The 25,292-nt window shown below is 37.6% G+C and carries 18 protein-coding genes and 1 riboswitch; of the genes, 9 read left to right on the top strand and 9 right to left on the bottom strand.

All coding sequences use genetic code 11. From position 1 onward, the window contains the following. Nucleotides 1–45: 45 nt before the first annotated feature. The 3 genes from ACOH2D_RS03615 (at nt 46) to ACOH2D_RS03605 (ending at nt 2,362) form a co-directional block, all read left to right on the top strand. The gene (locus tag ACOH2D_RS03615; protein WP_449534383.1) at nt 46–1,434 is read left to right on the top strand and encodes an MATE family efflux transporter; all 1,389 of its coding nucleotides are present in this window, start codon (nt 46–48) and stop codon (nt 1,432–1,434) included. Between the two features lie 119 nt (nt 1,435–1,553). After that, nucleotides 1,554–1,781 (top strand): DUF8828 family protein, encoded by a 228-nt coding sequence (locus tag ACOH2D_RS03610; RefSeq protein WP_348038115.1) that lies wholly within the window; start codon nt 1,554–1,556, stop codon nt 1,779–1,781. Next, complete coding sequence (locus ACOH2D_RS03605) at nt 1,781–2,362, top strand: phosphatase PAP2 family protein (RefSeq protein WP_348038113.1); 582 nt, start codon at nt 1,781–1,783, stop codon at nt 2,360–2,362. Before ACOH2D_RS03610 ends, ACOH2D_RS03605 begins: the two co-directional genes overlap by 1 nt. On the opposite strand, the gene ACOH2D_RS03600 is transcribed toward ACOH2D_RS03605, so the two are convergent. The 6 genes from ACOH2D_RS03600 to ACOH2D_RS03575 form a co-directional block, all read right to left on the bottom strand. Beyond that, entirely contained in the window at nt 2,359–3,240 is an 882-nt protein-coding gene (locus ACOH2D_RS03600) for a diacylglycerol/lipid kinase family protein (RefSeq protein ID WP_348038111.1), read from the bottom strand. The genes ACOH2D_RS03605 and ACOH2D_RS03600 overlap by 4 nt on opposite strands. Before the next feature lie 258 nt (nt 3,241–3,498). Beyond that, nucleotides 3,499–4,860: an acyl-CoA dehydrogenase family protein gene (locus ACOH2D_RS03595; RefSeq protein WP_348038109.1), complete on the bottom strand. Its 1,362-nt coding sequence runs from the start codon at nt 4,858–4,860 to the stop codon at nt 3,499–3,501. Nucleotides 4,861–5,636: 776 nt separating this feature from the next. Next, nucleotides 5,637–6,683 carry a YncE family protein gene (locus ACOH2D_RS03590; RefSeq protein WP_449534382.1) on the bottom strand — a complete coding sequence of 349 codons (1,047 nt, stop codon included), beginning with the start codon at nt 6,681–6,683 and terminating at the stop codon, nt 5,637–5,639. 5 nt (nt 6,684–6,688) lie between these two features. Then, nucleotides 6,689–8,515 (bottom strand): TonB-dependent receptor, encoded by a 1,827-nt coding sequence (locus ACOH2D_RS03585; RefSeq protein WP_449534381.1) that lies wholly within the window; start codon nt 8,513–8,515, stop codon nt 6,689–6,691. Nucleotides 8,516–8,546: 31 nt separating this feature from the next. Then, nucleotides 8,547–8,764, bottom strand: a riboswitch (cobalamin riboswitch). Between the two features lie 347 nt (nt 8,765–9,111). Beyond that, nucleotides 9,112–10,212: a methylmalonyl Co-A mutase-associated GTPase MeaB gene (gene meaB, locus ACOH2D_RS03580; protein WP_449534380.1), complete on the bottom strand. Its 1,101-nt coding sequence runs from the start codon at nt 10,210–10,212 to the stop codon at nt 9,112–9,114. A gap of 16 nt (nt 10,213–10,228) precedes the next feature. After that, nucleotides 10,229–10,801: a DUF2911 domain-containing protein gene (locus tag ACOH2D_RS03575; RefSeq protein WP_348036123.1), complete on the bottom strand. Its 573-nt coding sequence runs from the start codon at nt 10,799–10,801 to the stop codon at nt 10,229–10,231. Between the two features lie 483 nt (nt 10,802–11,284). Between ACOH2D_RS03575 and ACOH2D_RS03570 the strand changes: the two genes are divergently transcribed. The 5 genes from ACOH2D_RS03570 to pncA all read left to right on the top strand — a co-directional run bounded on the left by ACOH2D_RS03570 (nt 11,285) and on the right by pncA (nt 17,452). Beyond that, on the top strand, nt 11,285–11,737 hold the full coding sequence (locus tag ACOH2D_RS03570) for a KTSC domain-containing protein (RefSeq protein ID WP_348036124.1): 453 nt from the start codon (nt 11,285–11,287) through the stop codon (nt 11,735–11,737). 248 nt (nt 11,738–11,985) lie between these two features. After that, nucleotides 11,986–13,524, top strand: coding sequence for a bifunctional metallophosphatase/5'-nucleotidase (locus ACOH2D_RS03565; protein ID WP_449534379.1), 1,539 nt, complete (start codon nt 11,986–11,988; stop codon nt 13,522–13,524). Between the two features lie 578 nt (nt 13,525–14,102). After that, on the top strand, nt 14,103–15,128 hold the full coding sequence (locus ACOH2D_RS03560) for a threonine aldolase family protein (RefSeq protein ID WP_348036126.1): 1,026 nt from the start codon (nt 14,103–14,105) through the stop codon (nt 15,126–15,128). A 17-nt stretch (nt 15,129–15,145) separates the two neighbouring features. Then, nucleotides 15,146–16,543, top strand: coding sequence for a nicotinate phosphoribosyltransferase (locus tag ACOH2D_RS03555; protein WP_449534378.1), 1,398 nt, complete (start codon nt 15,146–15,148; stop codon nt 16,541–16,543). Nucleotides 16,544–16,846: 303 nt separating this feature from the next. Next, nucleotides 16,847–17,452, top strand: a complete 606-nt coding sequence (gene pncA, locus ACOH2D_RS03550; RefSeq protein ID WP_449534377.1) for a bifunctional nicotinamidase/pyrazinamidase — start codon at nt 16,847–16,849, stop codon at nt 17,450–17,452. Between the two features lie 356 nt (nt 17,453–17,808). On the opposite strand, the gene ACOH2D_RS03545 is transcribed toward pncA, so the two are convergent. The 3 genes from ACOH2D_RS03545 to nrfH all read right to left on the bottom strand — a co-directional run bounded on the left by ACOH2D_RS03545 (nt 17,809) and on the right by nrfH (nt 23,146). Next, a complete protein-coding gene (locus ACOH2D_RS03545) occupies nt 17,809–20,973 on the bottom strand; it encodes a cytochrome c biogenesis protein (protein ID WP_449534376.1) in 3,165 nt (1,054 codons plus the stop codon). A gap of 61 nt (nt 20,974–21,034) precedes the next feature. Continuing rightward, on the bottom strand, nt 21,035–22,534 hold the full coding sequence (gene nrfA / locus ACOH2D_RS03540; RefSeq protein ID WP_348036130.1) for an ammonia-forming cytochrome c nitrite reductase: 1,500 nt from the start codon (nt 22,532–22,534) through the stop codon (nt 21,035–21,037). 12 nt (nt 22,535–22,546) lie between these two features. Then, nucleotides 22,547–23,146, bottom strand: coding sequence for a cytochrome c nitrite reductase small subunit (nrfH, locus tag ACOH2D_RS03535; protein WP_348036131.1), 600 nt, complete (start codon nt 23,144–23,146; stop codon nt 22,547–22,549). Between the two features lie 508 nt (nt 23,147–23,654). Here nrfH and ACOH2D_RS03530 point away from each other — a divergent pair. Next, on the top strand, nt 23,655–25,223 hold the full coding sequence (locus ACOH2D_RS03530) for a serine hydrolase (RefSeq protein WP_449534375.1): 1,569 nt from the start codon (nt 23,655–23,657) through the stop codon (nt 25,221–25,223). The last annotated feature ends 69 nt before the right edge of the window (nt 25,224–25,292 follow it).

Genomic DNA, 25,292 nt, shown 5'->3' with positions numbered 1-25,292 from the left:
TTAAAGAAGGGCAATCCATTATCTTTGCATCTTTAAATTTTCCACGTGATTTTAGCTCAATATACCAAAGAATTTAAGTACAATTTAAACTTGGCTGCACCAGTTATGCTGGGTATGCTCGGGCATACATTTGTAAGTCTTGTCGATAATATCATGGTGGGGCAGTTGGGCGCTACTGAACTTGCGGCAGTGTCATTAGGTAATAGTTTTGTTTTTGTGGCCATGTCGTTGGGGATTGGTTTTTCTACAGCAATTACGCCTTTGGTGGCAGAAGCGGATACAGAAAAGGATTTTGCAAAGGGAAAATCGGCATTAAAACATGGCTTGTTTTTGTGTACAGCCTTGGGGATTGTGTTGTTCGCGTTACTTCTTTTGGCAAAACCATTGATGCTAATTATGGATCAACCTGAAGAAGTAGTGGCATTAGCCATTCCTTATTTGGATTTGGTGGCGTTTTCATTGATTCCACTCATCGTTTTTCAGGCCTTTAAACAATTTAGCGACGGATTGTCCTTGACAAAATATCCGATGTACGCTACCATTTTAGCTAACTTGATTAATGTGTTGCTCAATTATCTTTTGATTTTTGGGAAGTTCGGATTTCCGGAATTGGGGATTGTTGGAGCGGCTATAGGGACTTTGATTTCTAGGGTCGTGATGGTTTTTTTCTTATGGTGGTTGTTGAGAGCACGTGAGAAATCGAAGGCTTTTGTTACCGACATCAAGATTTTTGTTTTGGAATCGCCTATGCTCAAAAAGATCATAAATATTGGGTTGCCAAGTGCCATGCAAATGTTTTTTGAAGTGGCTATTTTTACTTCTGCCGTATGGCTTAGTGGTACCTTAGGACAAAATCCGCAAGCGGCAAATCAAATCGCTTTAAATTTGGCGTCCATGACCTTTATGGTCGCATCAGGATTAAGTGTGGCCGCGATGATTCGTGTCGGCAATCAAAAAGGACTTAATAATTTCACGGAATTGCGACGTATTGCCATTTCTATTTTCTTGTTGGGCGTTGTTATTGCAGTGGTTTCTGCGGTTGTATTTTTCTTATTGCATAATGTCCTTCCAACGATTTACGTGGATTTAGATGATCCTATCAACGCTATTGACACGAGAGAAGTAGTAGCCATTGCGTCCACCCTACTTTTGTTGGCTGCTATTTTTCAGATTAGTGATAGTTTGCAGGTCGTTGCCCTCGGCGCCCTTAGAGGTCTTCAGGATGTCAAAATTCCGACAATTTTGACCTTTATATCCTATTGGGCTATCGGATTTCCTATTAGTTATTATTTTGGAAAAGAAGAGGCGTTAGGAAGTACTGGGATTTGGTTAGGGCTTATCGCCGGACTAACGAGTGCCGCCATATTATTGTTCATCAGATTTAATTATTTGACCAAAAAACTCATAAAGTCGGAAGTGCCTAAAATGGCTTAAGTTTAGAACTTAAAGTATTTGAAGTACCTTGAGTACTTAAAGTTAGTTTGACGATTGGATTTTTGAAAATAGTGATAACTTTGCACACTTTAAGTACTCATAACTCATAACTTCAAAACATGGAACTACCAAAATTCATCCTCGGCGATAACACAGATTTTCCAGATGCTATTTACATCATTCACACTGAATTTCCTCGATTCATATTAAATTTAGAGGATGACGAAGTAGAGTGGATGGAGGAATTTGATGAACATGATGAAAAGGAAATCGCTTCTGGTACAGAGAATTTGATTCAGGAGGCTACAGATTTTTACGACCGAGAAATCGAAAGATATAATGAATAATGATTGATCAAATATTACAGTGGGATACTGAGGTTTTTATGTTTTTGAACGGCTTGGGAACATCCTCCTGGGATTTGTTTTGGTTAATCTATACCTCAAAATTCACTTGGATTCCATTTTACGCTTTACTCCTTTATCTGATTTTTAGGCAATTGCCGTTAAAAGCATTTTTTACAACTATAGTTGTGGTTGCCTTAATGATTGTGGTTGCCGATCAAACCTCCAATCTTTTTAAAAACGGATTCCACAGATTGAGACCATGCCATTTAGCAGAATTGATGGAGACTATGCGTCTCGTTAAATCATATTGTGGCGGTCAATATGGATTCTATTCTGCGCATGCTTCCAATACGATGGCGGTGGCGTTTTTTATTGGGTTGACTTTAAAAAAACGCTTTAAGTATTTACTGTATATCATGATTGTTTGGGCAATCTTGATGAGCTACAGCCGTATTTATATTGGGGTACATTATCCTTTGGATGTTCTTGTGGGAATGATTTTTGGTGTGATCACAGGAACGATTTTTTACAAACTCAACGGTTATGTGATCCAAAAATTTAATTTCAATTCGAAGGATTAGGCAATAACGTGAAGTGATTTTTCCAACAAGGAAATGTTAATGGCTTCGCTATTGATATTGAAAAACTCGCCATCAATTTGACTTTCATACACCTTTTTATTGGCTTGATGAATTTTGATGGCATTGGCTTGATAGCATTTTGCTTCCTTAATCAAATGGTGTTTTTTAATCAAGATTAAAAACCCAAAGTAAAGCGACTTTAACCGTGATATTTTTGAAACGATAAGCACATCCAACAAGCCATCTTGTAAAGACGCCATGGGTGTTAAACTGATTTTATAGCCCATTTCATTGGAGTTGGAAATAAAAACCATAAAAGGATTGGTTTGAATCTTTTCGCCGTTTATTTCGACCGTTATTTCATTTCCATAATTCAAATCTTTTAAAGCTTTTAAAGTTGATTTGATATAGCTGAGCAATTTTCTTTGGTTGGAATTTTCATAATGTCTAATCACTTGCGCATCAATGCCAATACCTGTATTGCTAAAAAAATAATGTTCGTTGATAAGGCCAACATCAATTTTCTTCACGCTTTTTGTTTTTATAAGAGCGATGGCACTTTCAATAGTTTTTGGTATTTTTAAATTGGAGGCCAATCCGTTTCCTGATCCTAAGGGGATAATACCTAAAATGATGTTCGTATTTACTAAACACGAGGCCACTTCATTTATGGTGCCATCGCCGCCACAGGCTACAATAATGTCGGCATCTTCTGTGATGGAAGTATGAGTTAGTGCTTTGGCATGTTTCTTATAATCAGAATTTTTTATGGTAATCGCATAGTCTTCCTTTTCAAAGAAATTTTCCAAAAATTCTCGACTTATAAGATGGTTGCCAGAACCAGCTGCAGGATTCACTATAAAGTGTATGTTTTTCAAATAATTTTCCTTTAATTTTTAGATTCTGAATACTTCATGGACAGTCTTGTAAGTGGGAAAGTGAGGTCTGTAGCAAAAGTCTGAAAAGTCAGCGAAAGATATTAATTTAAAGACATAATTTATCAAAAATTTAAGAATGTAAAATATTACAATCGACCATTTGTAAATGTTTTATGATACCATTTCTACAGATGTTAAATGCTTGCGATTATGAATGAATATGGTCGATAATGTTCCATATTATAAAATGTGTATTTTTTATACAAACGCACTATAGCCGGTAATTGCTCGCCCCACAATTAAAGTGTTTATTTCTTTAGTGCCTTCGTAAGAATAAATGGCTTCCGCATCGGCCACAAAACGTGCTACATTATATTCCAACAAAATACCGTTGCCGCCCATAACTTCCCTTGCCTGACTCACGACGTCGCGAGTTCTCAAAGAACAGAATACTTTTGCCAAGGACGCATGTTCGTCGGTTAGCAAGCCTTGATCTTGTAATTCAGAAAGACGATAGACCATCGTTTTCATAGCGGTTAAATTGGACAACATTTCTACTAAATGGTTTTGAATCAATTGAAACGAGGCGATTGGTTTGCCAAATTGTTCACGTTTTTTGGTGTATTTCAGTGCGTTTTCATAAGCACCTCTGGCGCAACCAACCGCTTGCCAAGCAACGCCAGCTCTGGTCATGCGCAATACTTTGGCGGTATCTTTAAACGAATTGGCATTTTGAAGGCGGTCTTTTTCTTGAATTCTGCAATCTTTTAAAGTGATGATGGCATTCTGAACCGTACGCAACGCCATTTTATCTTCAATTTTTTCGGTTGAAAATCCTGGCGTATCTTTTCTTACCAAAAAACCTTTCACCTTGTTGGTTTCTTCGTCTCTTGCCCAAATAATGGTGACGTCCGCAAAGGTGGCATTTCCAATCCATTTTTTTTGGCCGTTCAAAATCCATTCGTCGCCTTCCAATTTGCAAGTGGTTTCCATTCCGCCGGCCACGCCACTTCCTATATTAGGTTCGGTTAAACCAAAGGCACCGATCAGTTCCATTTTTTGCATTTTTGGCAACCATTCTTCTTTTTGCTCTTCGCTTCCGCAGAGGTAAATCGAACCCATGGCCAAGCCGCTATGTACTCCGAAAAATGTCGAAATCGAAACATCCACGCGCGCCATTTCTTCGGCAATAATTCCTTCCATAATAAACGGAAGATCAGGACAGCCGTAGCCGCGATAAGCAATTCCACAAATATTCAATGCGGCCAACTTGGGAATGATTTCCATGGGGAATTTGGCTTTTTTCCAATAATCGTTCGCAATCGGTTCTATTTCTTCTTGCATAAACGTGCGGACTTTCATTTGAATGGCGCGCTGTTCTTGTGTGAGTTTCAAATCTAGATCATAAAAGTCGCCGTCAATGGGAGGGAGTTGGTGTTGGCCTTTTTTGCTTTTTTCTGTCAGCATTTTCATGAGTCCGTCGAGTTGTTTATCATCTAATTCGCCCACGGTTTTCATGATTTTAGGTAAATCAATCTTTTCTGAAATTTTGCTTAAATCGGCAAAATCAACTTCTTTCATCAAATTGATGACGGATTTTATTTTATTGAATAACTGCATAATGCGCTTGAGTTTTTAGATTAATTGTTGAAAAGTTAGTCATTTCCTATAAATTAATGAGAATCGAAGTGTGCATTAACAGATAGACTTTTTAACGCGGTAGAAATCGAAATCGAAATCGAAATCGAAATCGAAATTGAAAATGAAGTTGAACTCGAAATCTGAAACTTTGAATTTTGAACTTTTTCTCTCGCAAAGTCGCAGAGACGCAAAGTAACCGCGTAGAAGTTAAAACGAAGAAGTGTTTAGGTTTTAAACTTAAAGTAAAATGCGTATTAAGTTGCGGCCTTAGCGAAAAAACCTTGTGTCCTTAGCGTTTAAATAAATACAATTCCTAACCGCAAGGAGCGAAAAGTTGTACGCAAGGGACGCTAGGAATTAAATGATTAATGTCAAATATTGATGAGAATAGAAATAAGGATAATTATAAAAGAAGTTGATGAGTTTATTGGTTTATGAATTTAGATGTGAGTTAATGAAAACTAAACTCTTTAAATCTCCTAAACTTAAAGACATCGCTAGTATAAATGAAATAGTCTATGAGTTTATTTGTTTATGAGTATAAATGTGAGTTGATGAAAACTAAATTTTTTTAAACTCCAAACTCATAATCCACGGTAACTTCAAAAATAAAAAGGTCCATGAGCTTATCGGTTTTTTGGTTAAGATGATGACTCATTAAAACGAAATCCATCTCAACTTTTTTAAACTCCTAAACTCATAAACCTTTGAAAATCAATCTTAAAAACAAGCCTAAGATCCTATCTTCAGATTACTTAATTATTACCATAAACACCATTCGCTCCCATCCCAGCGGTAAATGATTTTAGGAATTTTCCGTTAAGGTCGTACACTAATACTTCAGAATTCTCCGTAAAACCTTTCACATCTGTAAAGAAAATTTTACCGTCCACAACATTAAAGCCATAGCCTAAATCCCAAGAATCTCCCGTTGCTTTGGTATCTACAAGTTCAGTATTGGCTAAAGAGGTGACGTCTGTTCTAAATTTGAAGATTTTTGAGCCAGAAAAGAAGTAGATGAAATTATCTGCTACTTCAAGTTTATTGGCATTTGTAAGTCCTTCTGCGAAAGGAATCTCACCAATAACTTCATTGTTGCTTGTAGTTATTTTAGTGATTCCTGTTTTGTGTAAGGCGTACAAAATGCCATCTTCTATTTGCATGGAATTTAATCCAACACCTACTGAAATGTTTTTAACAATGGTATTGGTTTTGTTATCTATTACGGTAATATTGTTACTAATATCATTCCAATTGGCATCAAACAACGTATTTCTTGCATAAATAAAATTATCATCCTGTATTATTTCCTGCACCTCTTTGTTAATCTCAATTGTGGTAATATGTTGAAAGCTTTTGGCATCAAAAATCTCTACGGATTTAGTACTGTTATTGGTCACATAAAGTTTTCCGTTTTCGATCACGGCATATCTTGGTTGGTTTATTTTTTCAGTAATTGTAGCAACGCTTTCAAAGGTATATCTATTGACGACTTCAATTTTATTACTATTGTTGACTATCAAAAATGCGTAATCAGCATCAAACGCTATAGATTGTAAAACGTCGCCAAGCGTAGTGCCATTGACACTTTGAAATACTTTTTGAGTCACTTTCGTCAAATCATTGTTAATAAAAGTTACAGATGCATTTGGTTTTCCAAAATTACCTTCGTTGCTAACAAGATAGCCGTTGTCAAAATCGCCTTTGAATACTGCTACAGAATCGTCAGAATCACTGCATGAACTGAATGCTAAAAGAACAATTAAGCAAAGCGTACTGAATTTAAAAAATTGTTTGATCATTTTTATTATAGTTTTAAAGTTAAATTAATATGATAATTTCTGCATGGCATCGGTTTGTAAGCCATGGTTTTATAGTCGTTATTGAATAGATTGTTGACGCCTGCACCTATAATCCAATGCTCTTTATTTCCAAAAGCATAGTTTGCTGAAAGATTGGTCAAAAAGAAATCATCAAGGATTTCGTTGGGATTGTTATCACTATGCGTAAAAACCGTTCCAGTGTAAATTGTATTGAGTCGCGCAGAAAACCTGTCGATTTTATATGAGAATCCCAAGGTGGCTTTATGATAGGGCACGTAGATTAATTGATAATCCGTTTCATTGTTTTTAGAAACCGTATAGCTGTAAAGCGCATTAATATGGAGATGATGTTTATTGAGATGAAAACCATAGTTGACATTACTTTCCAAACCATAAGATCGCACGCTATTCGTATTTACAGGGCGCCATAAATCGCCAGAATAGGGCAACCAACGAATCAAATCCTTGATATCATTATAATAAGCAGTCAAGCCGAATTTTAAATTATCGAAGGTAAATTCGTTCGAAAGTTCATATTGCATTGAAGATTCTGCTTTTAAATCAGGATTTTCGATGCCTGGCCAGTACAAATCATTAAACGTTGGTGTTCTGTAATTTTTAGAAATGGATGTTTTAAGCGCATATTCAGGGATGGGTTGCCAGCTGGTACCAAGCGAAAACAGAATCGGGCTTTTATAACCTTCGTTCAATTCTCCTCGTAAAGTCGCTTGATAAATGAAATTTTTGGTCAATTTATGTTTCATAAAGGCATTGGCACTTCCATTATTGCGTTTGATATTGTCGTAGTTGGATCCGTTGGCAGTGGTCAAATTATATTCGCCGCCAAAATTCAGCAATAATCTTTTGAATTGCATTTGATAATTGTAATTCGCAATATAAGTCCATCCCACGCCATTGGTGGAACCTTCGCGACTGTCGATTTCGGGATAAAATCGATACTTTTCGTTAATCAAAGCTAATTTTGCTGTGGATTGGTTCTTGCCAGATTTATGCTGGTATTCACCCAACAAGCGTAAATTATCATCGGTGTATTTATTACGTGTTTGTGACGATTCAACAATTGAAAAATGCCTATCGCTAAAAAACCAATTGGAATACACCTTAAAGGTGTTTTTGGTGTCTAGTTGATACATGCCATTTACGGAGGCATTCAGGTTATAAAATTGTCCGTTTTCGTTGTGATTGTTCGTCTTAAGATATTTATAATCATTATCGGAATCTAAATAACTCACACCGATTTGTAAATTGGTTTTTTCACCCGAAATACTGTGATTGGTGCTGATGTTCTTCGTATTAAAGCTTCCGTAAGATGTACGAATGTCATGCGAATTTTCTTGATCAACCGAGAGGTTATTATTCAAATACACGACGCCGCCGATGGCTCCTGTTCCAAATTGTGTACTTCCACCACCAGGACGCACTAAAATTTCAGAAAGGTTCTGTGTGTTGACTTGGCTAAAATCGGTTTGTCCTAAAAACGTAGAATTGATATTGATGCCATTCCAAACTACGGCGGTTTGTTGAGCGGTAGTACCTCTAAATGAAGGAGAAGTCACCATTCCGAAGCCGTTTTCTTTAAAGTAAATGGGAGTTTCGAATTGTAAAACTTCGGTAAGTTGTGGTCGGTAATTGGATAATACAGCTTTGTTGAGCAGGATGATCGGTTGGCCAACAGATTTGTCTTTTAATTTTTCAGATTTTAGAAAAATAGTATCCAAAACAGTTTGGTTCTCTTGTGAATGACCAAGAAAAGTAAATAACAATAGAATATAAGAAATATAATATCTCATAAATGCTGTTTATCCCGAACAGGTGTTTTTTAAATGGTTGTTGTTATTGGCAGGTCTCCTGGCTTGCGTCTTCTTGTGAACCTTCCCGCTAAAAAAGCAGTGGTAAGTAGTTTTTACAATAAGCATCCCGAAATACATCAAGACTAAGCGTACAGTTGCGGGAACAGCTTCTGATTTTAACAGAATTCCCTTTTAATCACACTATTATTTCTCAAATGATAGTGTTAAACCAATAGTTTGCAAAGGTAGATGAATATGTAGGAAGGAGAAAGAATTTGGAGGAAAGAATTAAGTATGGACTTCGATAAGCTCAGGGACCAGTTGAAATTGATAATTCGACAAGCTCAGTAAACGCATTGAAATTAAACTCCTAAACTTATATATCAGAAAAGGGTAAGCTTATTCGGTCAGGCTCCAACAAGAAACCATAAACCAGAAGCTTGAACTTTAAACTCTTAATCTCACTATCATTACGTTGCGACCTTTGCGAAAAAACTTTGCGCCCGTTGCCTTTAAATAGAAAGTAATTTTTAATTTCAAGAACGTGGTGCCCATTCAAACATGAAATTTGAAACAAGAAATTATAATCTTGAAACTTAATTTTGAGATTCCTGCCTTCGCAGGAATTCTGCCAATAAAATTTCCGCAGCAGCGAAAGGAGAGGTTTCCCCATTTTCAATGTGATCCAACTGAATTTTTAATTCTTTTTTGATGGAAGGATTATTGTAAAAATCAGATTTTAATCGGTCATCGATGGTTTGGAGTAACCAGAATTTGTTCTGCTCCTTGCGGGTATGTTCAAAAAAATGAGTTTCCTTCGCAACGGATAAATAGTTTTCTATCAATTCCCAAACTTCTGGAATGCCTTTATTTTGAAGTGCACTTGCGAGTAAAACCTTCGGTTGCCAACCCGACTCTTTTGGGGGATAGAGATGTAATGCGCGATTAAATTCCACTTTGGCAATTTTGGCGTTTTTAAGATTATCGCCATCTGCCTTATTGATCACGATGGCATCGGCCATTTCCATAATGCCACGTTTGATGCCTTGCAATTCGTCGCCAGCTCCAGCCAATTTTAACAATAAAAAGAAATCAACCATACTATGGACCGCAGTTTCACTTTGACCAACCCCAACGGTTTCAATCAAAATGGTATCAAATCCGGCTGCCTCGCACAAAATAATAGTTTCTCTAGTTTTTCGCGCCACACCACCAAGGGAGGTGCCGGAGGGCGACGGACGGATAAAGGCGTTTTCATCTTTGACCAAATCTTCCATTCGGGTTTTATCGCCTAAAATAGAGCCTCTGGTCAAGCTACTGCTAGGATCGACCGCTAATACAGCGATGTTCTTTCCTTGTGAAGTCAAAAAAGTACCGAACGTTTCAATAAACGTGCTTTTTCCAACGCCTGGAACCCCGGTAATTCCAATTCTGACCGATTTATTGGCATAGAGCAGACACTTCTGAATAATTTCATTGGCCTTATGTAAATGTAAAGGATTCGTGCTTTCCACCAAAGTAATGGCTCTACTGAGAGCGGTACGATTTTTCGCTAGGATACCTTTTACTAATTCGGTTGCTGAAGGTTGGCTGAGTCGTTTGTTTTTTATAGAAGCAATAGCACCTTTGTTGGTCGTTTCAGGTTCAGAAACACCTTCATTTTCTTGTAATGCTGAAGATTTGCGATGGTCAGTCAAACTTTGAGAATTTAATCTATTGTGGTTGCACCTTGCTGATTTCCATTGGGATTTCAATTTTAGTTTGATCCCAAGTCATGGTCATTTTTAAGCTATCCATAATGTTTGTGAAGCCAATGGTAAATTGCTCAATGGTGTGGTCGGTGTGTAAAACCGGCACATCAATCTCTACAAGGTCATACTTGGGTTCGCGCATGGGCTGCATATGCTCGTCAACACCCCAAGGGTATTGTTTGGTATTAAAACAAACGGTCCATACGCTATCCGTAGGAATGGTCCAAAGCGTATAAATTCCTTTAGGAACAGTAATGCCGCCCACAATCAAGTTTTTATTGGTCGTAAATGTCGTGGCCTCGTTGGCACCCGTACGCCAGACTAAGTTGTATGGTACTAGAGCTCCAAAAATCTCGCGCCCTTTTTTAGAAGGGCGTGAGTATTGAACTTCCAACGTGGTGTCATTTTGTTCGAATTTTACGATAGCCTTGGGGCTAGTTTTTGAAAATACATCTTCAATAAAGTAAGAGTATAAAAATAAACCTATTGCTACAAGAACTAGTATAACCAAAAGACGTTTTAAAAACGTGTTCATAAAATAAAATGGATAATTAATGTGAAACGATGTAAATATAATTCAAAAAGTAAGGTCTTTAAAGTACTTAACGTTGTTTTATAATAAGTTGGTATGATTTTTTGATAAAAAAGTTGAAAATTTCAGAATCCTATTTTTCACGGCAACTTTAAGATGTGCTCGGTCAATAACCAAAGAGAACCATAAGAATGCACACTCAAAAGAAGCTTTTTTACCAAAATTGAAGTTTTTAGCATCCAGTTTACGATTGAAAATCTATTATTCAGATAATGTTGAATTTCAAGAGTGAGGAGTTGTTGGTGGAAAACACCAACAACGGCCGTTGATATTTTAAAATGCTATCCATAATATTTTTATGCAATTGCCAAAAAAGAACTGCCCGAAAGAAGCTAAATAAAGGTTAAGGATGAAAAAACAATCGGTAATTTATTGTAATACATTGAATATTAACTCGTACTTTTGCGCCCTCAAATAAAATTTGAAATGAAGCGCATAAATGAATACAAGAAACTCTTTGGAGTGGAAAACGAAGTCGAATTAAAGACTTTAAAAAAAACTTACCGTGATTTAGTAAAAGAATGGCATCCCGATAAATTCCAAAATGGAGACGCCTTGCAGGAAGAAGCTGAAATACAAAGCCGAAAAATTATTGATGGCTACCATTTTTTAGTAAGTATGGCGCCAGAAACCATTGCATCAAATTTAGAGGCGTATACTGAAACGATTACCAACTCAGGAATCGCAGATTATACGCACAAAGGTTTATTGATGGAAATCACTTTCTTGGATGGATCAACTTACGAATATTTTGGTGTGACCAAACAGGTTTATATCAAAATGATCAATAGCGACAAGGTCAACCGTTTTGCTAAAAGAAATATTTATCCAAATCGTCTATATAGAAAATCCAAAAGAATTCTTGAACCTGCTCAGTAGGAAGAGGGACGAAAGGCTTCGCAAATATAAACTGCGAAAAACGACATAATCATTATTAAAGGGAACACCGTTATTTTAAACGTGTTCCCTTTTTTTTAGCGACAATATATGAGCCGAGACCGAGCACATATCTAAAGTTTATAAGGTACTTTTTTTTGTTCTTTAAGTGCTGATTATGAGTGTTTTTAAAGGAGGCTAAAGTTTTTATTCAGACTGTAAATGCCTATTTTGCATAAAATATCACAATTATGAAAAAAAGAATTACGCTTCTGTATTTCGTGGTTTTACTGTTTGGAACTTCTTGCTCTGTAAGGCAGAAAACCACTTCAATCAAGGATGATGGTAAAATCGATATTGTTTTTGTACAGGTCAATGATGTGTATGAAATAGCACCTTTAGGAGGCGGGAAAGAAGGCGGCATCGCCCGTGTTGCAAGTTTAAAAAAGCAGGAAAAAGAGAAAAACAAGAATACATTTCTTGTGATGGGAGGAGATTTTGTGAGTCCCTCCATTTATAACAGCTTGAAATACGAAGGAAAAAGCATCCGCGGCAAACAAATGGTAGAAGCCTTAAATGCTGCCGAGATGGACTTTGTCGTTTTCGGTAATCATGAATTTGATATTAAAGAAGATGAACTCCAGTCACGAATTGACGAATCAGAGTTTACCTGGGTTTCTTCAAATACATTTCATAAAAAAGGAGACATTATTGAGCCTTTCTACAAATCTTTGACAACACCTTTTCCAGAAACTTACATTTTAAATGTCATCGATGCCGATGGTACGCAGGCCAAAATTGGAATTATTGGATTGACGCTCCCTTTTAATAAAGCATCCTACGTATCCTATACCGATCCGATAGAAACCGCTAAGAAGTTGTACGAAGAAATAAAGGAATCAGTAGATGTCGTAATCGCTTTAACTCATTTGGATCTGAAGGACGATATTAAACTTGCTCAAGAGATTCCGAGTTTAGGATTAATAATGGGCGGACATGAGCATGATATGCAATTCGAAAAAGTCGGCGATGTCTATATTACCAAGGCTCACGCCAATGCGAAAACGGCTTATGTGAACACCTTAAGTTTGAATAAAAAGAATGGTCAAGTAAAAGTGTTTCCACAATTAAGATACCTGAATGAAGAGATAGCACTTGATGATTATACAAATTCAGTTGTTGAAAAGTGGGTGCAGATTGCGAATGACAACTATAATTCGTTAGGATTTGATGCAGAGAATATTGTTATAGAAAAAAGTGAACCGCTTGAAGGGCGGGAAATTATAATCCGATCACAGCCGACCAATTTAACAGATCTTGTGGTCCGCGGCGTGCAAGCTGCCGCGCCTTTGGCGGATGTCGTCCTTGTGAATGCGGGCGCAATTCGCGTTGACGATATTTTAAATGCTCCAGTGACTCAATATGATATCTTGCGAGCGATGCCGTTTGGGGGAGAAATACGAGAAGTTGAAATGACGGGCAGTTTACTCGCTCAGATATTGGATGTCGGGGAAAGTAATAAAGGCATTGGCGGGTATTTATTGCGGAATGAAAACCTTAATAAGAAAGATGGTCAATGGACTCTTGGCGCAGACAGAATCGATGCAATTAAGGTTTATAGAGTCGCGATGTTAGGGTTCTTGCTTACCGGAATGGAGGCGAATTTAGGCTTTTTAAAAGAAGATCATCCTGAAATTCTCAAGGTATATCCCATCGAAACCTCTAGCGATAATCCGCTGTCTGATATTCGATTGGCCTTGGTATATTACTTAAAGAGCTTGAAGAATTAAGAGCTAATGAAAACTATGAAGCTCTTTTAAGTACGATGGTAGCAAACCTGAAAAACTTATGTTAAATTTTCATTCAAGGATTAAAGACGTCTAATTTTTTTGTATTTTTATAAGACAATCATATCGGGGTGCTTAAATCAAGTAAAGTAGCTGAGAATATACCCGTTGAACTTCAAAAGGAATAATCCCTATAGAAGGAATATGATTTGCAAAGGGAACAACGTAATCAAACACTTGTTCCCTTTGTTATTTCCAAAAGCTTCTTCCAGAATTTAGGTTTTTGTGAATTATAAAATGCGCTCAAATAATAAGAAATACCACAATTTGGAATTTAAATTCAGCTAAAATCAATTGTTTTAAAAAAGCGACTTTCTAGCCGGTTTCTAACAAAAAATACCCTTAACTTCGTCAGTAAAACATATTTTTCGGCTAACTTTATGGCTTTCTGAGGACTTTTCCAATTGAAGTGAAATGTGTAAGCGAAAGCAATTATCCTTTCTGTTTCATAAGATATTTGTTTCCAAGAAACTGAAATAGAAAAAGACTTAGACGAAAAATTTAAAGACAGATTTAAAATAATGACAATAGATTTAAGAAGCGATACCCTCACAAAACCCACGACAGGAATGCTCAATGCGATGATGCACGCTGAAGTAGGTGACGACGTCTATAAAGAAGATCCATCGGTCAACAAGCTTGAGGAAAAACTCGCCACGATGTTCGGGATGGATGCAGCACTATTTTTCCCTACCGGAAGTATGGCAAACCAAGCGGCCATTAAATTGCACACGCAACCTGGAGAGCAGTTAATTGCTGATAAATGGGCACATGTGTACAATTTTGAGGGCGGAGGTGCTTCCTTCAATAGCGGGGTTTCCTGTAAATTGGTGGATGGACATCGCGGAATGATTACTGCCGCACAAGTTGAAGATCATATCAATCCACCAGATTTTTATCACAGTCCACTGACTAGTTTAGTGTGTTTAGAAAATACAACGAATATGGGTGGCGGCGCTTGTTATGATTTTTCAGAAATTCAAAAAATCCGAGCAGTTTGTGATAGCCATCACTTAGGTTTTCATTTGGATGGTGCGCGCATTTGGAACGCTTTGGTAGCTCAAAATCAAGATCCAAAAATTTATGGGGAAGTTTTTGATACCATTTCAGTTTGCCTTAGCAAAGGACTTGGTACGCCAATAGGCAGTGTGTTGCTAGGGAAAAAGAAATTGATGGATAAGGCGATGCGCGTGCGTAAAGTTTTGGGTGGTGGCATGCGACAAATTGGTTTTATGGCGGCTACGGGAATTTATGCGCTTGATAATCATATCGACCGATTGCGGGAAGATCATAAAAGAGCTTCAGAAATTGCGCAGGTGCTGTCAGAACAACCTTTCGTCAAGAAAGTGGAACCTACCGAAACGAATATTGTTATCTTCTATCTGTCAGAACACATTTCCGAAAAGGAGTTTATGACGGATTTACATCAAAATAACATTAAAATCAGCAATATGGGACAAGGCAAACTACGCATTGTAACCCATTTAGATTATACCGAAGACATGCATCATCAATTTTTGGATGTCTTAAGAAAATTAAACTACTAATTTAAAACAAAACACTTTTGATCATTACAGCAGCTTATACCGACCTCTACCAATTGACTATGGCCCAAGTCTATTTTAATACCAAACCTGATGGGCTAGCGGTCTTTGACTATTATTATAGAAACAATCCTTTTGATGGTGGCTATGCTATTTTTGCCGGACTGGAAGATATATTGAATATTTTTGAAACCCTGAAATTCTCGTCTTCTGATATTACGTATTTGGAAACCCATGGATTCGAACAGGATTTCTTGGATTATTTACGAGATTTTAGCTTTAAGGGCACCATCATTTCAAGTAAGGAAGGCGATGTTGTTTTCCCTAACCGTCCTATTTTGCAAGTGGAAGCGAATATTATAGAAGCACAGATTATAGAAACACTTTTGCTGAACATTCTGAATTTTCAGACCTTGATTGCCACAAAGGCGAGCCGCATCCGTTACAGCGCGAAAAATGAAGTTCTGTTGGATATGGGCCTACGTCGCGCCCATGCTACAGGTGGCTATTATGCTTCACGAGCTGCGGCCATTGGTGGTTTTGACAGCACAAGTAATGTAAAGGCAGCCGAGGATTATAATATTCCTTCTTCAGGAACTATGGCGCACTCTTTTATCCAAAGTTATGACGATGAATTACGGGCTTTTCGTGATTTTGCAAAGTACCGCCCTAAAAACTGTGTGTTCTTAGTGGATACCTATAATACACTTAAAAGTGGATTGCCAAACGCTATTATCGTGGCCAAGGAAATGGAAAGTAGAGGCGAGCAGTTGTTGGGTGTGCGATTAGACAGTGGCGATTTAGCCTATTTGTCTAAGAAAACACGAAAAATATTGGATGATGCCAATTTAGGATATGTGCAAATTGTAGCCTCGAACCAGTTGGATGAATACGTCATCAAAAGTTTGAAGGAACAAGGAGCGCCTATTGATATTTATGGGGTAGGAACAAATTTGGTTACCGGTAATCCGGACGCGTCGTTGGGTGGCGTGTATAAATTATCTGAATTTAATGGCGAGCCACGAATTAAGCTTTCCGAAGATATTGTTAAGGTGTCACTGCCTTACAAAAAACAAGTTTATCGAATGCTGGACGAAAACGGGATGTTTTATGGAGCGGATGCTGTGGCGCGTTTCTCTGAAGAAAATGTACAGCAAATGGTACATCCATTTGACCCAAGAAAGAGCTTAGACCTCAATCGCTTTGAACACGAAACCTTGCTAGAAAAAGTTATGGAAAATGGCAAGAAAGTTCTGTCAGCTCGTACTGTTTCTGAAATTGCGGCCTATTCGAAAGCACGTTTGGAAAAACTTCCAGAAGAATATAAACGTTTTCAAAATCCACACATCTATAAAATAGGTTTGAGTACTAAACTGAAGCAAGAACGCGATGCGTTGGTTCAAACGCATAAATTTTAGATGTGATTTAGAAATATTAGAAGTCTTTTGTGTTGAACAAATTCAAATGACAAAATAGACACAGATTTCACGGATGTGCACTGATTTTATACATCTTTAGACTAATATATTCGTGAGATTACTTTGGATAGTTTTTTCACTAATTTTAGTGAGTTATGTTTATTCGTTTGTGATAATTAGTGAAATTAGTGTCTAAAAAAAATGTTTATTAAATGTATTACTTTGTGATTTCGCAAATTCAAATTGTCAAAGACTAATTGATTGATTAACTCTACAAAATAGCTCAAATTAAAAAATAAACACATGAAAACTCTTCTCATAGTTGATGTACAGAACGATTTTATGCCGGGCGGAGCTTTAGCAGTTCCTGAGGCCGATAAAATAGTACCCGTAATCAATAGCATTCAACATAAATTTGATCTGGTGGTGGCGGCGCAAGATTGGCATCCAGCCGACCATGTGAGTTTTGCATCCAATCATGAAGGAAAATCTATTTTTGATGAGATCGAACTTCATGGGAAACCACAAACCTTATGGCCAAATCACTGTGTGCAAGAAACTGAAGGTGCCAAGTTTCATCCCGATCTCAATTCCCAAAAATGGGAAGCGATTTTTAGAAAAGGAACGGATAAGGAAATTGATAGTTATAGCGCCTTTTATGACAATGGCCATTTGAAGTCTACTGGATTGGCTGGTTATTTAAGAGAAAAAGGAACTTCCCAACTTTTTTTATGCGGTCTTGCAGGCGATATCTGTGTTTACTTTTCAGCGTCTGATGCTTTTAAAGAAGGATTTGCCTGTTTCTTTATTGAAGATGCTTCTCAGCCATTAGATGCAGAGGATTTTAAAGGCATTAAAAATAAGATGGAATATTTGGGAATTCAGATTATTTCGTCGGAGGATATTTAGGTTCGGTTCGAAGTAGAATCTACTTCAAGAACATTTGTTTTAAAGAGATAAGTTACAATTTTTGACACAAAATTGTTGGTGGAAAACACCAACAATGGCATGAATACGAGGCTGATGTTATTTGTGAACCTTTGTGTCTTCTTAGTGTAACTTTGCGTCATAGCTTTTGGTTAAGCATTCTCGCTTTATAAGTTTCCCGCGAATCATCGCAGATCGTTTCGGCTTAAAATTAATAATCCGACAGAATTTCTATAGATTTCTGTCGGATTATTTGTTTACAAAAGAAGGGGCTGGTGCAAAATATCTGCAAAAAATCCTTCTTCAAGTTTCTCTCTTCATGCTTCCTACTTCAAGCTTCAAGCTTTTTTAACGCCTTTCTTCTTAAACTTTCTAACTCTTACAAATGCTATTACCGCTACAACAATGACTATTGCAGTGAGTACATAAATAAAACTCGGCACCGGAATAGGATCTCCAGCGGCATAACTATGTAAGCCGGTTAAATAATAATTCACCCCGAATGAAGTCATTATAATTGAACCAAATGCCAGAACACTCGCCACGTTTAATGTATATCGTGTGTTTAAAGCAGGTACAAATCGTAAATGCAAGACGATGGCATAGATAATGATCGAAATCAATGCCCAAGTTTCTTTCGGATCCCAAGCCCAGTAACGGCCCCAAGATTCGTTTGCCCACACACCTCCTAAAAAGGTACCCACGGTTAAGACAAACAAGCCAATGGTCATGGAAATTTCATTGATATAGGTCAATTCTTTGATGCGGATATCAATTATTTTCGCACTGCTTTTCGTTTTTATAATCATTAAAATCAAGGCCATAAAGCCTAACACAGCTGATAATGCCAAAGGTGCATAACTACTGACGATTGTGGACACGTGAACCTTCAACCAAAATGACGATTTCAATACTGGCATCAAGTTAGTAATCTCAGGGTTTAGCCAATCTAAGTAACTCACAAATAGGAGGGAACCTGTAAATAAAGTTGCCAGCGGAAGCGAGAAATCGGAATTTCTAAAAGTCAATAATCCGCAGAGCATCAAAACCCAAGCCACAAAAACCATCATTTCATAACCATTACTCCATGGTGGATGCTGTGCAATATACCAACGCAGTAGAATGTTTCCTGTAAAAATCAAGAAACTGATTAATGAAACTACAACAAGAATATTCCAAAAAACATTTATAAATCGCTTCTGAACAAATATTTTTGAAAGTGCCAAGACCAACATGATCAGGCCGATGGTAAAGAAGGTTTGAAATAACCAAAAGTTAAGGTTCATTTGGTTATACCATATTTCCGCTTCAATGTGTTTTTCACTTGGAATGATTTCCGAGCCTAAGATACTTTGGTAAGTGTCTATATAAGATAATTTATCGGTGGCACCTGCCCAGTTTTTAGCGGCGATATCATTAAAATAGGTTCTGGTAATATTTTGGACAAACAGCCCATCTTCTTCTGGAAAGTCTTTGAAATTATGGTTGTAACTAAACCACTTATGATTTTCATCCAAACTGTTTGGGAAAATGTTTAGATAGTTTCCAGAGAAAATATTGAATAAAATATTAAAACGCTCATCGACTTTGATGACTTCCTTGTCAAACTCATTTTGTTCAGCAGGTTTTTTAGCATGTGCTTCTTCTGCCATTTTTGAAAGTACGTAATCGCCTTCTGGATTAATTAAATGATCGAAGGAAATATAGCCATCGGAAGTAATTTTAAGAGGTTTAAAATAATCACCGCCTTTGATCGCTTCTATTTTGATGACCGGTATTTTCTGCCAAGCTCCGGGAGAAACGTGCATGGCTAAAAAAACCTGATCCGCATCTAAAGCGATGACTTTGCCATCTTCTGTTTTATATTTGAAGGTTGTTTTACCATAGATTTTCCGAAGAAATTCTGAAGATAAAGTATTGATCGGTTTGATGCGTCCATCAACATCCTGAACGAGGATGCGTCCAAATAAATCGGAATGCTGCTTATCAATAACTTCATTGATGACCAAATCAGTGACCGAAGGAATGGAATCCTTTTGCATTGGCGATTGCGCAAATGTTGCTAACGAACTAAAGAGCGCTAGCAATAGGAGTGGCGTATGCTGTTTTACTTTTTTTAAGCTTTTGCTAATGGCCGTAAAGCGGGTTCTTTTTCCGAATAGGGTAAAGAACATCCCAACCATCATCGAAAAATACCCAATATATGTAGTCGTTGTTCCCAAGACATCGTGATTTACGGCCAATAAAGTTCCTTTTTCATCGGTGTCATAGCTGGCTTGATAAAAACGAAAGCCGCCATAATCCAAAACATTGTTCATATAAATTCGGAAGGGCATTTGGGTATCGCCATCAATAACCGAAACTTCGCTCGCGTAAGAGGATGGACTTTCTGAACCTGGATAACGCTCCAGTTGAAATTCGTTTAACTTCACTGAAAACGGAATTTCTATGGGCATGGCTCCATATGAAAAGCTAAGGTTTATATCGCCAATATTCGTTTCGTGCGTGGTTGGTAAAAAACCTTTTCTATAAAGTAGCATCACTTCCTCATTTTTTTCGCCGACCTTAACATTTAAGACGATAGCATCATCTTTAGTAGGATCGTTGTCTTTTGGTTTTTCAGACGTACTGACCAATTCAATACTGGCCTTTTTATGATAGGATAATGGAACAAAAGATAAATCCCCATGACGATATAAAGTTCTGAGCAACATCGGTTGTAGTGAATCTCCTTGTATGACGCCCGCTTTTTGATCGGCCATGATAAAGAAATCAAGTTGATGAGGCGCCCAAATTTTGAACTCGCCGTTTTCTTCAGTAATATTAATAATTCCTTCTTCTTGGGCTTCAAATCCTACTTTGTGTTTTTCGGGCCCTATAATTTCAATTTCTCCTTTAGTTAAAAACAGTGTTTCTCTACCGTTTCCAGAAGTCACAATCATTTGCAATAAAGGCGTTCCTTTTGCTGAATTATCAACAATTTCTGGTAAAGCATCTGCGACAAATTCTTTTAGTGATATTTCAATGGGCGTATCTTCTAAATCTGTTTTAATGGTAAAACTATTGTCATTGAGAGGAGAGAACTCCTTCTTTTTTTGAAGATGTCTGGTTTTGTTGCCATTAGAAATATGAACCTGCAAATAGTTTTTATCCGAAATAATGGTATTTGAGCTTTGTCCTTCTCTGATGCGCATGATCCCTCCATAAGAGTCATAGCGTGTAATTCCGGCGCCGATGACGATGATAATGAAGGCAAGGTGGAATAGGAGCACGGCCCATTTTTCCTTGCGCCATAAGTTGTATTTGAAGGTGTTGGCTAAAAAGCAAAGCGCGAGGCCAACCATTACTAATTCAAACCAGAGCGCATCATAGATTTTGATCCAGGCGGTGTCGGTGCCATAATCATTTTCCATAAAAGTTGCGGTAGCCATGGCTACCGCAAAAATTAATAGTAAAAGTAAGGCTAATGTTGATGATGAAAAGAAACGATAAATAGATTTCATAGGGCGTAATCTGACTTTAAAAAGTCTTTAATAAATTTTAAACCAATCGGTAAGCACGCTGTTATTTAGTGGCGCTCACTACTTTTTTGGAACCCATTTTGGCTTCGCGGGCTTTGGCCTCTTCTAACCATTTTGGTAAAGTGTTGGCTTTAAATTTCTCTTTATCTGCTCTCAGTTTTTCCATATCGAGTCCGATATATTTTTGTGCTTTTGCTTTTGTTGAAATATCAGGCATTGGCACAGGTTCATTATGTCCTAAAGATGCTAAAAGACGCGCTAACATCACACGTGCTTCTTGAGCTTCGGCCATTCCGCTACCCAATACTCGTCCAATTTCTACAGGAGAGTGGAAGGAAGCGCCATGAGACGCCGCTGAAAAATCCCAACGCCATTGTGCGTGACGGATGCTCATTAAAATATCTTTCATTTGTGCTTCTGTTGCTCCAAGTTCCCAAGCTTTTCCTGCTTCGATATGTGCTTTTACCAATAAGTCCTCTAATTTGATTCTGTTTTCATTGGCTTTTTTCTGTCTGTCATAAACGTTGGTAATCAATTTGGTAGTTTCTTCTCGATGACAAACTTGACATGAGTTGGCCACATTATTTAAAGGCGACTGTAAATGGTGATCGGTAAACTTTTGTCCGCCTTCACTCTTATAAGGCATATGACAATCGGCACATGAAACGCCACGATCGGCGTGAACTCCTGTAAGGAATATCTCGTAATCTGGATGCTGCGCTTTCAACATTGGCGCTTTACTGATAGCGTGTGTCCAATCTGAGAAGCCTATGTCATCGTAATATTTTTCCATATCTTCAAATGCAAATCCATTTTCCCAAGGGAAAGTAAGATAACTAGTTCCTTCATGGCCAGGTTTGTTCTTGTTGAAATAGTACTCCACGTGACATTGTGCACATACTAAAGAGCGCATTTCTTGGTGGGTTGACTGATTGATATCTTTACCCATCGCTTGAAAAGCTTCAACCAAAGCAGGTCTTGTAATACGCAACTTCATATTCCCTGGATCGTGGCAGTCCGCACAACCAATTGGGTTGACCACTTCTGAAACGTTTTCTGCCCAAGTGCCGGCATAGAATTCTCCAACACCATGTTCGTCCATCAAACGTGGAACGTCCGGACCTTTACATGCCCAACACGTCGCTGGCATTGGACCATCTTCTTTGTTTTCTGGCGCTCCAGGACGTAAAGAGTTGTGAAGGTCTTCAATGGCATAAAAGTGCCCACGACCTTGATTATAATCTTTTGAAAACGCATAGCCTGCCCAAAGCACAACCATTCTTGGATCTTCTGCTAACATATCAACAGTTGCCGATCCACCTTGGTAAGAACGGAAGGACGTATCTGCGGTTTGCATATAAGATTGATACTCTCTCGGATAGTTTTTGCCCCACTCCTCATTTCTTGGCTCATTTTCACCAATTTCCACATTAGGAACATATTTGTATTTGGCCTCACTTTTCCTGTTAATGATGCTTGACGCCAGTAGTCCTAATAAAAAGACAACTACAATTGTTACGACGAAGAGAACTTTGTTTTTCATATTTGTTACGGTTTATTGTGCTTCCATTTCTTTTGCTAACCATTCCGGAATGACCATTTCATCTTGATCGGTAGGGAGTGGGGCGATATTATATTTTACTGTTGATAAGCCATGTATTCGACCATGTGGTACTTCTTGATGACAGGACCAGCATGCTCTATCGGTACGGTTTTCTTTATGGTTTTCAATCCAGCCGTCATATTTAACCTCTGTAACTTGCTGAATATGGCACCGGATACAGTTGTTTTGTACGACTTCTTCTGAGGCGGGACGCATGGTGATGACATCTGGTTCCATTCGTGCCGTAAAAACTGCCGAGTGGTATAAACCATCTTTCGCCTTAAAATAATAGGAGTTGAAAATGTTGTCTTGTGGCACGTGACATCCGTTGCAGGAAACCCATTCACGATGTGAACTGTGCATCCAACTGTTATAAACAGGAGTCATGACGTGACAGTTAACACAAGCTTGAGGATTATCTGATAAATAGGAGACCACTTCTGCTTCTCGCATCAGGAAAAAACCCATTCCCATGATGCAAGCAATTGCAAAAACTGCAAATGTTCGCCAAGAGGATCCTTTGTCTGGAAGTATTTTGTATTTGAACTTCATATTATCATGAATTGTAGGGTAAACTTATACAATAGGTTTTCGTATAAAGATGAGAAATATCATGTATTGGCGATAGATAGAATTTAATTTGGAATTAATATTCCAAAGAATATGAGGGCCGGTTCAGACATTTTATCAAAATTCGCATTAAGAAATATTTAACAGATTAGTAATCAGGGCTCATATTCTTTAATGTGCTGTTTTTATGGACGTTTGCGTCTTCATTATTAGGTGTTTCTCCAACCGAAAAAACTCATTTAGAATGTTTCTAAAATTCAAAATTCCTACAAATAATTCAGATCATTAAAAAAGGCAGCTTAAGTGAAGTATGCCATCTAAAGTGTAAATTGTTATTCTAATTTTAACGGTTCATCAGGAGTGTAATTATAAATGTCGGAAGGGATTATAGATCTATTTTCTTTTTTGATTTCTTCTTAATTTTAAACTCAAAAATTTCTAACTTGAACCCCTTAATAAAACTGATATTTCAATCATTCAAATCCTTTTTATGAACACTATTTCTTTCAAAACTTTTACCCTAGCTTTTTTGTTCCTCTATTTTAATCATTCAATAAAAGCACAAGTTCTAACTACTTCTCAAATTGATAGTTTGGTTGAGAAAACGATGAAGACTTTTAACGTCCCAGGAATGGCAGTGGCGGTTTTAAAAGATGGTAAGTTTTACCATAAAAACACTTACGGCGTACGCTCGATAAAAACCAATGCAGCGGTCAACGAAAATACACTTTTTGGTGTGGCTTCAAATACCAAAGCTTTTACAGCGGCGGCATTGGGGCAACTTGTTGATCAAGGAAAACTAACTTGGGATACTAAAGTGAATGATGTGATTCCTGAATTTAAACTTCACGATGCCTACGTTACCAGTGAATTCACCGTTCGTGATCTCCTAACGCACAGAAGTGGTTTAGGGCTTGGTGCCGGTGACTTGATGGTTTTTCCTGCCACAAATACAACCACCTTGCCAGAAATGATTCATAATATGAGGTATTTAAAACCGGTGTCGTCTTTCCGCTCACAGTTTGATTATGACAATTTACTTTACATTATTGCGGGCGAAATTGTGGCTCGCGTTTCTAATAAAACCTATGATGACTACATTATAGAAAACTTTTTTAAGCTCTTAGGCATGGATCGTTCCTTACTTTCTATGGCTATAATCGATGCCGATGCCAATCGTATTGATGGTCATGCGCCGGTAAAAGGAAAACTGGAAATTACAGGCTATACTTTTACTCAAATTGCAACGCCAGCCGCAGGAATATATGCGTCAATTAATGATATGGGCAAGTGGGTACAAGCGCTTTTGGATGAAGGGAAATATGGTACGCAACTTAAAGACAGTCTTTTTAGTAAAGCAACATATCGTGAAATGTTGACACCTCAAACGCTTGTTAGCGCTGGTAGAGGACCTTACAATACACACTTTTCAGCCTATGGATTGGGCTTCTTTTTAAGTGATGTCAATGGTTACTTTCAGGCAACGCATACAGGTGGTTTATTAGGAATTGTGAGCCAAGTGGTCATTCTTCCTGAACTTAATTTGGGAATGATTGTACTGACTAATCAGGAAAGTGGCGCGGCTTTTAACGCGATTACCAATACGCTTAAGGATGGCTATTTTGGTATTAAGGGTAAAGATAGAATAAAGGAATATAATGAACGTCGCCTTGCTGGAGAACGCAAGGAGGACAGTATTGTTTCAGCGGTGGAAAAAGATATTGCGGCACAACTTAAAAGCAAAACTGTAATCCCTAACCCTTCCAATTATATAGGGACTTACCAAGATCCTTGGTTTGGAGATGTTGTGATCAGTACACAAAACAAGAGTCTTCACTTTAGGGCTGAAAAGCTTTCGGATTTAACCGGAACCATGTCTTATTATAAAGGCACAACATATGCCGTGCGCTGGAATGATCCATCACTTAAAGCAGATGCTTTCGTGACGTTTAGTTTGGATATTGAAGGTAAAGCCAACGGATTTAAAATGAGTCCGATTTCGCCATTGACTGACTTTAGTTATGATTATCAAGATCTGGATTTTAAGAGAGTGAAATAAAAAAGATTTCTGAATTGATAGAACGTGAGTTGTTGGTGGAAAACACCAACAACGGCTTATAATAATCAC

It is taken from the genome of Gelidibacter sp. (assembly GCF_053579655.1).
Note: the sequence above shows the minus strand (reverse complement) of the source record. Positions and strands in the feature narration are given on the sequence as shown.